This window comes from Cellulosimicrobium cellulans, from assembly GCF_042723955.1.
In the GTDB taxonomy this organism is placed as follows: domain Bacteria; phylum Actinomycetota; class Actinomycetes; order Actinomycetales; family Cellulomonadaceae; genus Cellulosimicrobium; species Cellulosimicrobium cellulans_H.
Genome location: NZ_JBHXIC010000023.1, coordinates 17,484 through 28,830, shown reverse-complemented (window position 1 = coordinate 28,830; position 11,347 = coordinate 17,484). Strand labels below are relative to the sequence as shown.

The following is an 11,347-nucleotide window of genomic DNA, read 5'->3' as shown; positions in this document are numbered from 1 at the left end:
CGACATGAGGGTCGCCATCCGGCCGATAACGACCCTCATGTCGTGTTCGGCGGCGGGCAGGGTCGTGCTCGGTGGCGGCTGGCCGGCGGGTTGGTCGCCTCCGGTTCTACGGGTCAGGCGGTGGCGGCCGCGGCGAGGGTGGCGGCCTCGAGGTCCGGCGGGAGCCCGACGGCGGGGCGGTCCGCGCGCTGCGGCGTCGCCTCGCCCGCGGCGTCGAGCGCGCGGAGCCAGGCCCAGGTGTCGCGCACGGTCTCGCGCACGTCCCGGGGGCGGAGCCCGAGGGCGTACGCACGGGACGTGTCGGAGCCGTGGAGCGCGTCGTGCAACTCGCCCGGCGGGAGCCAGACCGGGAGCTGGCTCCACGGCTCGATGCCCGCCGCCAGCACGGCCTCCGGCTCGACCCAGACGAGCTCGGCGGGCGGGTTCCCGGCGGCCGCCGCGTCGTCCGCCGTCGCGGCGACGCACGCCGCGAGCAGCTCGCCCATGGTCGTGTGGCCTGCGGTGCTGACGACGTCGACCGGGCCCGACGCTCCCGCGAGCGCCGCATCCAGCGCGAACGCCGCGAGGTCGCGCGCGTCGACGTACTGCAACGGCAGGTCCTCCGGTCCGGGCGCGAGCACCGGCCCACCCTGCGCGACGCGCCGGAGCCACCACGGCAGACGCCCGATGTTCTCCCGCGGTCCGAGGATCAGCCCCGCGCGCAGGAGCACGGCCCGGTCCCCGAGCGCGTCCACGGCGGCGATCTCCGCGCCCCGCTTGGCGCGGGCGTAGTCGTCGTGGCTCGTGTCGTCCGGGTCCCCGTCGACGAGCGGCGCGGTCTCGTCGGCGCCGCGCGCGGTCGGGAACGGGTACACCGAGCGCGACGACACGTAGACGTACCGGGCGTCGCCGGGGACCCTGCCGGCGAGCAGCCGCGCGGCGTCGCGGACCGCCGAGGGCGCCCACGACCATGTGTCCACCACGACGTCCCACTTCTGCGGGACGGCGTCGGCGCGCAGCGCGTCCAGGCCGTGCGCTCGGGTGCGGTCACCGACGAGCTGCCGGACGCCGTCGGGCACGGGCGTGCTGCCCCGGTTGAGGACCGTGACGTCCCACCCGCGGGCGAGGGCGTCGTCGACGACGGCGCGCCCCACGAAGTCGGAGCCGCCGAGGACCAGGAGACGCGTCATGGCCCCACCCTCGCGCGTCGTCGGCTCGCCCGCAGCCCGTTACGCCGGGGGCAGACGGCGCACCTGCGCGAGCGCGCACCCGGATCTCTTCCGTCCCACGACCTGGCCAGGTATCCTGGCCATGAAGCCGGGATGTCGAGGAGTCACCGTGCAGGTCAACGTGCTCGAGGCCAAGAACAATCTCTCCCAGCTCCTCAGCCGAGCCGCGGCCGGAGAGGACGTCGTCATCGCGCGCCGCGGCGTCCCGCTCGTCCGGCTCGTGCCGGTCCGCGCCGACCTCGTGCACGGCACGGGCGCAGCGATCGTCGAGTGGATCGACGACCATCCGCCGTCGGCACGGTCGACGCGTCCCGCGGACGAGGTCGACGCCGGGATCGAGGCCGAGCGCGAGGGGTGGGAGTGATCTACCTCGACACGTGCCTGGTGATCTACCTGGTCGAGGACGGCGAGCGCGGCCCTCGGGTGCGCACCCTCCTCGCCCGCCACGGCGACGACGAGTTCGCGATCAGCCCCCTCGTCCGGCTCGAGTGCCTCGTCGGGCCGCTCCGGTCCGGGGACGTGGAGATCGAGGACCGGTACCGCGCAGTCCTGGACCTGTTCGTCGAGGTGCCGCTCGACACCGCGGTCTTCGAGCGCGCCGCACGCCTCCGCGCAGCCTCGGCGCTTCGCGCTCCCGACGCGCTCCACCTCGCTGCCGCGCAGGTCCACAGGTGTTCCGCCCTGTGGACGAACGACTCGCGACTCGCGGTCGCGGGCCGAGGGCTCGCCGTGGACGTCCTGCACGGCGGCTGACCCGGCGGGTGAGCGCTCAGTCGGCGTCGGTCGGGTCCAGCGGTGCCTCGGGGTCGAGGTTGACCACGCCGCGGCGCCAGTAGCCGTGGAGCGCGACCTGGTCCGTGCGCGCGCCGGTTTGCCGCAGGTCGCGGCGCACCTGTGCGAGGTCGGTCGCCTCGCCCGCGCCGAACACGTACTCGTCGGCGTCGAACGGACCGAGCGCGCGCACCGCCTCCGCGAGCTGACCCGGCCCGTCGGTGCGGTAGAGGATCTCGACCGTCGCGCGGCCGAGCTCGTCCTCGACGAACGCCTCGTCCACGTCGTCGCCGATCTCCACGATCGCCGTCACCGGCACGTCCGCCCCGACGGCGTCGACCCACCGCGCGAGCGCGGGCAGCCCGGCCTCGTCCCCGACGAGCAGGAGCCGCGCGACGCCGTCCGGAACGCCTCGGCTCGTCGTCGGACCGGCGAGCACGACCTCGTCGCCGGTCTCGGCGCCCGCAGCCCAGGCGGACGCCGGGCCGCCCTCCCCGGTGGGCGGCGCCCCCGGGTCGGCGCCGCCGTGCAGCACCCAGTCGACGTCGACCTCGGCGACCCCGTCGACGACCCGCGTCGCCCGCAGGGTCAGCTCGCGCGAGATCGACACGACGCCGGTGGGGCGCTGGAGCGCGCCGTCGGCCGTGAGCGTCGGGGCGTGCAGGACGCCGGTCGCCGGGTCGGGCAGGAAGACCTTGACGTGGTCGTCGGGACCGGTGGCGCGCAGCGTCGCGAGCGAGGCCCCGCCTGGACCGTCGCCACCCGGCCCGCTGGTCGGTCCGTCGTCGTGCACCGTCGGGGCGGCGTCGCGGAACGTGATGCGCCGGAGCGCCCCGGACGTCTCGCGGACGCGGTGCACGCGGACGCGGCGCGGGACGGGCTCGAGAGGGGTGCGGGCTCGGGAGAACACCGCCCCATTCTGCGCCGAGCACGACATTGCTGTCGTTATCCGGCCGATAACGACAGCAACGTCGTGGTCGAGGGCGCGTTGCGCCGTTCTCGACGGACGTGACGTCAGGCGAAGAACGTCCGGAGGTCGGCGACGACGTCGAGCGGGACCTCGAGCGAGGCGTAGTGGCCGCCGCGCGGGTGCTCGGACCAGTGCTCGATCCGGGCGTTGTCGCGCTCCGCGAAGGCGCGGATCGTCTGGAAGTCGTCCTTGAACACGGCCACGCCGATCCGGCCCTGGCTCACGACCGGCTCGGCGCCCGACCGCTGCTCGGCGTAGTGGTAGCGCGCAGCCGTCGCGTAGGAGTTGGTCAGCCAGTAGAGCGTCGCCTGCGCGAGCACCTGGTCGGCGCTCACGAGGCTCGTCCCGTTGCCGAAGCTCTCGAAGAGCTCGTGGTACGCCAGGACGGCGGCGGGCGAGTCGGCGAGGCCTGCAGCCATCGTCTGCGGCCGGGACGCGTTCATCGTGTTGTAGGCGCCCACGGACTGGAACCACTGGAGGTGCCCGAGCGCCGCGTACTCCTTCTCCCCGAAGCCGTCCATCTCGCCCGGCGCGCCGGACGGGAAGGAGAAGAGCTGGAGCACGTGGGCGCCGAGGAAGCCCTCGGGGTCGAGGATCGCGAGCTCGCGCGAGACCATCGCGCCGCCGTCGCTCCCGTGGATGCCGTAGGAGGCGTAGCCGAGGTCGCGCATGAGCACGTCGTAGGCGCGCGCCACGCGCGCCATGGTCCAGTCGGTGTCGCCGACGACGGGCGTGGAGAACCCGAAGCCCGGCATGGACGGGATCACGAGGTGGAACGCGTCCTCGGGCCGGCCGCCGTGCGCGACGGGGTCGACGAGCGGATCGATCATGTCGAGGAAGTCGAGGATCGAGCCTGGGTAGCTGTGCGCGAGCAGCAGCGGCGTCGCGCCCTCGTGCTGCGAGCGGACGTGGAGGTAGTGGATCGGCTGGCCGTCGATCTCCGTGCGGAAGCCCGGGTACGCGTTGACCCGGTCCTCGACGGCGCGCCAGTCGAAGGACGTCCAGCGCCCGACCATGTCGCGCAGGTAGGACTCTGGCGTGCCGTAGTCCCAGGAGTCGCCGGGCGCGGCCGGCGCGAAGCGGGTGCGCTCGAGGCGCTCGCGCAGGTCGTCCAGGTCGGCCTGCGGGACGGCGACGGAGAACGGGCGGTGCTCGAGGTTCGTGCTGCTCATGGTGTCTCCTCGGTCGGAGCGGGCCTCGTGCCCTGCTCTGGTACCGACGTTACGCAGGGTTCAGGAACGGTTTCTTCCGCTATTCTGGACCGGTTCCGCCCTTCTTCCGACTACCTCTCGGAGGACCCGTGGCCTCCACCTCGGCCCGCATGCTCGCCCTGCTCGGGCTGCTCCAGTCGCGTCCCGACTGGTCGGGCGGCGAGCTCGCCGCGCGCCTCGACGTCACCGACCGCACCGTCCGGAACGACGTCGCGCGGTTGCGCGAGCTCGGCTACCCCGTCGACGCCGTGCGCGGGCCGGGCGGCCGGTACCGGCTGGGCGCGGGCGCCCGGCTCCCCCCGCTCCTGCTCGACGACGCCGAGGCGGTCGCGGTCGCCGTCGGGCTGCGGGCCGCGACCGGCACGGCAGGGTTCGAGGAGTCCGGGGCATCGGCGCTCGCGAAGCTCGAGCAGGTCATGCCCGACCGGCTGCGGCGTCGCCTCGTCGCGCTGCGGTCTGCGAGCGCCGCCGGCCCGGCCAACACCGACTCGAACGTCGAGGACCCGGTCGTGGACCCCGACACGCTGACCGCCCTCGCCGACGCCGTACGCGACCACCAGGGGCTGCGCTGCTTCTACCGGGACGAGCCGCTCGAGCTCGAGCCGTACCGCCTCGTCGCGTGGCAGCGCCGCTGGTTCCTCGTGGCCCGCGACCCGGCGACGGGCAGGTGGGCTCCCTACCGCGTCGACTGGCTCGTGCTGCGCGTGCCGGGCGGGCGACGGTTCGCGCCGGTCGACTTCCCCGGGGACATGACCGAGTTCGTCGTGCGGGAGGTCGCGCGCACGGGCTGGGCCGTCCACGCCCGGATCGTCGTCGACGCGCCCGCTGAGGAGGTCCTGCGGCGCATCAACCCGACGGTCGGCACGGTCGAGCCGCTCGACGACGACCGTTGCGTCCTCGTCACCGGCGGCGACAGCGTCGAGGTGGTCGCGGTGTGGGTCGGCATGCTCGGCCTCGACTTCCACGTGGCGGAGCCGCAGGCGCTCGTCGACCACGTGCGCACCCTGGCAACCCGCTACGCCCGCGCCACCCCGCCCTGACCCCGACCTTGACCCGCCGAGCACGACATGAAGGTCGTTGTGCGCCGCTTTCCGTCCGCCAGGTCGTGCTCGACGGCGGGTGGTGTCGTTCTCGGCGACCGCTCCCCCGATCTGGTGCCAGACGGCGGCGCTCGCCCGTGTGGGCGGGCGCGCCTAGCGTGGGCGGGATGGACGTGGAGGTGCGCTCCGCCGTCGGGCGGTACGACGACTTCGCCACCGTGGTGGGCCCGCGGAAGGAGGGCGTGCGCGGCTGCTGGTGCATGTCCTACCGCGACAGCCGGGTCAGCGCCGAGGACCGTCCGGCGTTCATGGCCGGTCTGTGCGAGACCGATCCCGGGCCGGGCGTGCTCGCGTACGTCGACGGCGAGGTCGCGGGCTGGTGCTCGGTCGCGCCGCGCAGCACCTACCGGCGGCTCATGAACGCCCGGACCATCCCGTTCGTGGACGATCTCGACGCGTGGAGCGCGGTGTGCTTCGTCGTCCGAGCCGGGTACCGCCGCCGCGGGCTGATGCACGACCTGCTCTCGGGTGCCGTCGAGCACGCCGCCGCGCACGGTGCGCCCGCGGTCGAGGGATACCCCGTCGACGCGGGCGGCGAGCGGGTCGACGTGATCTCCGGCTACGTGGGCACCGTCGCGCTGTTCGAGAAGGCGGGGTTCGTGCGCGCCGCCCCGACCACCGGCGTCAGCGGCGGCGTGCCGCGGGTCGTGATGCGCAAGGCGCTCGGCTGAGCCTGCAGGGTCAGGAAGGCCCTGTGCCCCACGGGTCGACGACGGCCACGCCGGTGCCGACGAAGTCGCGGACGTTGCGCGTCGCGAGCGTCGCGTCGTGCACGCGACAGATCGCGGCGATCTGCGCGTCCGCGGTACCGATGGGTTGCCCGGCGCGGTCTCGTCCGGCCATGACTGCGCCGAACGCGTGGGCGGCCTGCTGGTCGAACGACAGCACCTGACCGCCGAGACCGTCGAGAACCGTCTCGACGCGCACGACGAGCTCGTCGCGGCGCCGACCGGCCACCAACCGGGCGATGCCGTACGACATCTCCGCGATCGTGATCGATGTGAGCCAGACATCCAGCGGCGACACGCCGTCGAGCCATCGCACCACGGAGCGCTCCGGCGTCGTTCTCGTGAGCTCCGAGACGACGTCCGTGTCGAGGACGATCACGCTGGGCCGCTGAGGTCGACCACCCGGGGGCGGTCATCACGGCGCACGTCGAACACGTCCGCCTCGGCCCCACCGATCCCGGCGAAGGTCTCGGCGATCCAGGTCCCGAGACCGCGCTCGACCCCGCTCGGAGAGCGAACGGCAGCGGCAAGGATCTCGCGCACCTCCGCCTCCATGGACCGCCCGTGCTCGACGGCGCGCGCGCGCAGCCGTTCGCGCACGTCGTCGTCGAGCCCTCGGATCGTCAGCGTCGCCATCGCGACCACCTCCACGGCGATGCTAGCAAGATGACAGCAGCTCTCGCCACGATCTCCCCCGGACCGAGAGCAATGAAGTTGCGACGGGTTGAGAGAATGGACCGTCGTGAGTACCGAGCCCGCAGCGAACCAGCCTGACGTGCGCCCTCCCCAGCGGGACGGCGCCGCCGAGGGCACCCCGCGCGAGGGTCGCCGACGCCGCGGGAACCGCCGCGGGCGTGGCCGGGGCGACCACGCGGCGTCGGGCACCTCGACGAACGCGGCCCAGGGGCGGCGCGCGCGGGGCGAGCGGGCGCCGTCCGGCCCGCGGCAGGTGAGCCGCGCGCAGCTCGAACGGGCCACGCAGGCGCGCGAGAGCGTGACGGTCCCGCCCATCACGTACCCCGAGCAGCTCCCCGTCAGCGCGCGTCGCGCGGACATCGCCGCCGCGATCCGGGACCACCAGGTCGTCATCGTCGCGGGCGAGACGGGCTCCGGGAAGACGACGCAGCTCCCCAAGATCGCGCTCGAGCTCGGCCGTGGCCGCACGGGTCAGGTCGGGCACACGCAGCCCCGCCGCATCGCCGCGCGCACGGTCGCCGAGCGGATCGCGGAGGAGCTCGGCACGGAGCTGGGCGGCGTCGTCGGGTACCAGGTGCGGTTCACCGACACCTCCAGCGAGGACACGCTCGTCAAGGTCATGACGGACGGCATCCTGCTCGCGCAGATCCAGCGCGACCCGGAGCTGCTCGCCTACGACACGATCATCGTCGACGAGGCGCACGAGCGGTCCCTCAACATCGACTTCCTGCTCGGCTACCTCGCGCGGCTCCTGCCGCGCCGCCCCGACCTCAAGCTGATCATCACGTCGGCGACGATCGACTCCGAGCGCTTCGCGCAGCACTTCTCCCCCGCGCACCTCGCTCAGCTCGGCGGCGCGCCGGACTACGTGGTCGACGCGCTGCCCGACGCCGCGCCCGTCGTCGAGGTCTCCGGCCGCACCTACCCGGTCGAGATCCGGTACCGGCCGCTGTCGCCCGACGTCGACCCCGGCTCCGGGAAGGCCAAGGGGCGCGCCGGCGCCGAGGAGAAGGACCTCGTGACCGGCATCGTCGACGCGTGCGACGAGCTCATGCGCGAGGGGCACGGCGACATCCTCGTGTTCCTCTCCGGCGAGCGCGAGATCCACGACGCCGCCGACGCGCTCACCGGCCACCTCAAGGACCGCGTCACCGACCCGAAGCACCCGCAGCGCGTCGAGATCCTGCCGCTGTACGCGCGGCTGTCGTCGGCCGAGCAGCACCGCGTGTTCCAGGCGCACGCGTCGCGGCGCATCGTGCTCGCGACGAACGTCGCCGAGACGTCGCTCACCGTGCCCGGCATCCACTACGTCGTCGACCCCGGAACAGCCCGCATCTCGCGCTACTCCAAGGCGACGAAGGTCCAGCGCCTGCCGATCGAGCCCGTGTCGCAGGCGAGCGCGAACCAGCGCTCCGGCCGCTCCGGCCGCGTCGCCGACGGCATCGCGGTGCGCCTCTACTCCGAGGACGACTTCCTCTCCCGGCCCGAGTTCACCGAGCCCGAGATCCTGCGCACCTCCCTCGCGTCCGTGCTGCTCCAGATGATCTCCGTCGGCGTCGTCGAGACCCCGGACGAGGTGGCGCGCTTCCCGTTCGTCGAGCCCCCGGACACGCGCGCCGTGCGCGACGGCGTCCAGCTCCTCACCGAGCTCGGCGCCCTCGCCACGTCCGACGGCGTGACGCGCCTCACCGAGGTCGGGCGCGTCCTCGCGCAGCTCCCCATGGACCCGCGCCTCGCCCGCATGATCTGGGAGGGGTCGAAGCTCGGCGTCGCGCGCGAGGTCGCGATCATCGCCGCCGTCATGTCGATCCAGGACCCGCGCGAGCGCCCCGCCGAGGTCCGCGCGCAGGCCGACCAGGCGCACGCGCGCTTCACCGACCCGCACTCCGACTTCCTCACGTACCTCAACGTCTGGGAGTACGTCCGCGAGCAGCAGCACGAGCTCTCGTCGTCGGCCTTCCGCCGCCTGTGCAAGGCCGAGTACCTCAACTTCCTGCGCATCCGCGAGTGGCAGGACGTCGTCGCCCAGCTCCGCGAGATGTCCAAGCCCCTCGGCATCGACATGTCGTACAAGCCCCGCAACGCCTCCCCCCGACCGTCGAGTGCGGGGGACTCGTCGTCCGACGGCGCCCGAGACGACGAATCCCCCGCACTCAACGGGGACGGGGCCGCGTACAAGCGGGCGTGGGACGGGGACACCATCCATCGGGCGCTGCTGTCCGGACTGTTGTCGCAGATCGGGATGCAGGACACGGGCGACGTGAAGGCGTCGTCGGTCGCGCACCTCAAGGGCGAGGCTCGGGCCAAGGCGCTGCGGCGCGCGCAGAAGCAGGCGCGCAACGAGTACACCGGCGCACGGGGCGCGCGGTTCGCGATCTTCCCCGGGTCGCCGCTGAGCAAGAAGCCGCCGGCGTGGATCATGGCGGGCGAGCTCGTGGAGACGTCGCGGCTGTGGGCGCGCGACGTCGCGCGCATCCAGCCCGAGTGGGCCGAGGACCTCGCGGGCGACCTCGCGCGGCGCACGTACTCCGAGCCGCACTGGTCGACCAAGCGCGGCGCGGCGATCGCGACCGAGAAGGTGCTGCTGTACGGCGTGCCGATCGTCGCGGACCGCAAGGTCCTCTACGCCAAGGTCGACCCCGAGGCCGCACGCGAGATGTTCGTGCGGCACGCGCTCGTGCAGGGCGAGTGGACGACGCACCACCGGTTCTTCCACGACAACCGCAAGCTCCTCGAGGAGGCTGAGGAGCTCGAGGCACGCTCGCGCCAGCGCGGGCTCGTCGTCGACGACGACGTGCTGTTCGACTTCTACGACGAGCGCGTGCCCGACGACGTCGTGTCCGCCGCGCACTTCGACCGCTGGTGGAAGACGGCGCGGCGCCGCGACCCCGACCTGCTCACCTTCACGCTCGAGCAGCTGGTGCCCGACGCCGAGCAGATCGACACCTCGCAGTTCCCCGAGACCTGGCCCCAGGGCGAGCTCACGCTCCCGCTCACCTACCAGTTCCAGCCCGGGACCGAGGCCGACGGCGTCACGGTGCACGTCCCGATCTCCGTGCTCAACCGCGTCGTGCCCGACGGGTTCGACTGGATGGTCCCCGGCCTGCTCGACGAGCTCGCCACCGCGACGATCCGCTCGCTGCCCAAGCCGGTCCGCGTCCAGCTCGTGCCCGCCCCGGACGTCGCGCGCGACGTCGTCGCCTGGCTCCGTGAGCACACGCCCACGTGGGAGGACATGGCCCGCGCGGGCGACATGGCCGAGCCGTTCCACGTCGCGTTCACCCGCGCCGTCCGCGCCCTGCGCGACGTCATCATCCCCGACGACGCGTGGGGCCCCGAGCAGGAGGCACGCCTGCCCGCGCACCTGCGCGTGACGTTCCGCGTCGAGGACCCGCGCGGCCGGGGCGGTTCGGTCGTCCTCGACGAGTCGAAGGATCTTCTCGCGCTCCAGCGCCGCCTCGCGGCACAGAACCAGGCGGCGGTGCGGGCGGCCGTCAAGGGGGCGGTGGGCGCTGCTCTCCGCGAGGCGGCGTCGAGTTCCGTCTCAGGGACGGGTGCGTCGGTCTCGGGGTCGGGTCCGGTGGCGGAGGGGGCGTCCGGCTCACCGACACGCGGCAGCCAGGCCACGGGGGCCGACGACGGGCGGGCGGCCACGGCGGCCGGCTCGCCCGGGCGAGGTGCAGGACGAGGAGCGGCAGCCGCCGGGGACGCTGCCGCGCTCGTCACCGAGCAGACCGGTCTCACGACGTGGCCCGAACTCAGGGGCGGCGAGCTGCCCGCGACGGTGTCGACGGACCTCGGGGGTGGGGTCGTCGTCCGGGGGTACCCGGCGGTCGTCGAGGAGCAGGACGCCACGGGGAAGCCGGTCGTCGCGCTGCGCGTGCTGGCCGACGCGAACGCGCAGGCGCGCGAGCACGCGCGCGGCGTGCGGCGTGTGCTGCTCTCCGAGACGGCACTCCAGACCGGGCGCATCACGAGCCGGTGGAACGGGACGCAGTCGCTCACGATGGCGGCCGGCCCGTACCGGAACACCGAGGCGCTCGTCGCGGACCTCCAGCTCGCCGCGGTGATCGCGCTGACAAGCGGGGGCAGCGGGCAGTACGGCAAGCAGCCGGACGTCGCGACGATCCGCGACGCCGAGACCTACGCGGCGGCGCGGGCGTTCGTGCGGACGCACCTGGAGGACCAGGTGCACCAGGTCGTCGGGCACGTGGTCGCGGCGCTCACGGCGTCGCGGAACCTCGACGCGGAGATCCGCGCGTCGAACAGCCTCGCGCTGCTCAACACGCTCACCGATCTGCGCGACCAGGCCGCGGGCCTGATCCACGACGGCTTCGTCTCCCAGACCCCGCCGCGGCGGCTGCCGCACCTCACGCGCTACCTGCGAGCGGCGTCGTACCGGCTGGAGAAGGCGCAGGCGAACCCGAACCGTGACGCCGAGCTCGCGTGGCGCGTGCACGACGTCGAGGAGGCGTACCAGCGCGCCCGCGCCGCGTTCACGCAGGGTCCGGCCGACCCCGTCCGCGCGGCCGACCTGGCCGAGGTCCGGTGGCTGATCGAGGAGCTGCGCGTGTCGCTGTTCGCGCAGCAGCTCGGGACCGACGGCCCTGTGAGCGAGAAGCGCATCCGCAAGCTCCTCACGCCCGACGGCTGGTGACGCGCG

Annotated in this window: 10 protein-coding genes; 5 read left to right on the top strand and 5 right to left on the bottom strand. The window is 73.8% G+C overall.

All coding sequences use genetic code 11. From position 1 onward, the window contains the following. Positions 1-113: 113 nt before the first annotated feature. Entirely contained in the window at positions 114-1,169 is a 1,056-nt protein-coding gene (locus ACFWH7_RS08650; protein WP_378216094.1) for an NAD-dependent epimerase/dehydratase family protein, read from the bottom strand. A gap of 148 nt (positions 1,170-1,317) precedes the next feature. On the opposite strand from ACFWH7_RS08650, the gene ACFWH7_RS08645 reads away from it, so the two are divergent. Next, positions 1,318-1,572 carry a type II toxin-antitoxin system Phd/YefM family antitoxin gene (locus tag ACFWH7_RS08645; protein ID WP_378216093.1) on the top strand — a complete coding sequence of 85 codons (255 nt, stop codon included), beginning with the start codon at positions 1,318-1,320 and terminating at the stop codon, positions 1,570-1,572. Beyond that, on the top strand, positions 1,569-1,961 hold the full coding sequence (locus tag ACFWH7_RS08640; protein ID WP_378216092.1) for a type II toxin-antitoxin system VapC family toxin: 393 nt from the start codon (positions 1,569-1,571) through the stop codon (positions 1,959-1,961). The genes ACFWH7_RS08645 and ACFWH7_RS08640 overlap by 4 nt, the downstream gene beginning before the upstream one ends. Positions 1,962-1,977: 16 nt before the next feature. Here the strand turns inward: ACFWH7_RS08640 and ACFWH7_RS08635 are convergent, their stop codons facing one another. Together ACFWH7_RS08635 and ACFWH7_RS08630 are read right to left on the bottom strand one after the other, a co-directional pair. Next, positions 1,978-2,889, bottom strand: coding sequence for a siderophore-interacting protein (locus ACFWH7_RS08635; protein WP_378216091.1), 912 nt, complete (start codon positions 2,887-2,889; stop codon positions 1,978-1,980). 104 nt (positions 2,890-2,993) lie between these two features. Continuing rightward, the gene (locus ACFWH7_RS08630) at positions 2,994-4,121 is read right to left on the bottom strand and encodes an epoxide hydrolase family protein (protein WP_378216090.1); all 1,128 of its coding nucleotides are present in this window, start codon (positions 4,119-4,121) and stop codon (positions 2,994-2,996) included. A gap of 128 nt (positions 4,122-4,249) precedes the next feature. On the opposite strand from ACFWH7_RS08630, the gene ACFWH7_RS08625 reads away from it, so the two are divergent. Both ACFWH7_RS08625 and ACFWH7_RS08620 read left to right on the top strand, forming a co-directional pair. Then, a complete protein-coding gene (locus ACFWH7_RS08625) occupies positions 4,250-5,200 on the top strand; it encodes a helix-turn-helix transcriptional regulator (protein ID WP_378216089.1) in 951 nt (316 codons plus the stop codon). A 167-nt stretch (positions 5,201-5,367) separates the two neighbouring features. Beyond that, positions 5,368-5,931: a GNAT family N-acetyltransferase gene (locus tag ACFWH7_RS08620; RefSeq protein ID WP_378216088.1), complete on the top strand. Its 564-nt coding sequence runs from the start codon at positions 5,368-5,370 to the stop codon at positions 5,929-5,931. 10 nt (positions 5,932-5,941) lie between these two features. On the opposite strand, the gene ACFWH7_RS08615 is transcribed toward ACFWH7_RS08620, so the two are convergent. Next, positions 5,942-6,367: a type II toxin-antitoxin system VapC family toxin gene (locus tag ACFWH7_RS08615; RefSeq protein WP_378216087.1), complete on the bottom strand. Its 426-nt coding sequence runs from the start codon at positions 6,365-6,367 to the stop codon at positions 5,942-5,944. Then, positions 6,364-6,624 carry a FitA-like ribbon-helix-helix domain-containing protein gene (locus ACFWH7_RS08610; protein ID WP_378216086.1) on the bottom strand — a complete coding sequence of 87 codons (261 nt, stop codon included), beginning with the start codon at positions 6,622-6,624 and terminating at the stop codon, positions 6,364-6,366. Before ACFWH7_RS08610 ends, ACFWH7_RS08615 begins: the two co-directional genes overlap by 4 nt. 106 nt (positions 6,625-6,730) lie before the next feature. Between ACFWH7_RS08610 and hrpA the strand changes: the two genes are divergently transcribed. Next, entirely contained in the window at positions 6,731-11,341 is a 4,611-nt protein-coding gene (gene hrpA / locus ACFWH7_RS08605) for an ATP-dependent RNA helicase HrpA (protein WP_378216085.1), read from the top strand. The last annotated feature ends 6 nt before the right edge of the window (positions 11,342-11,347 follow it).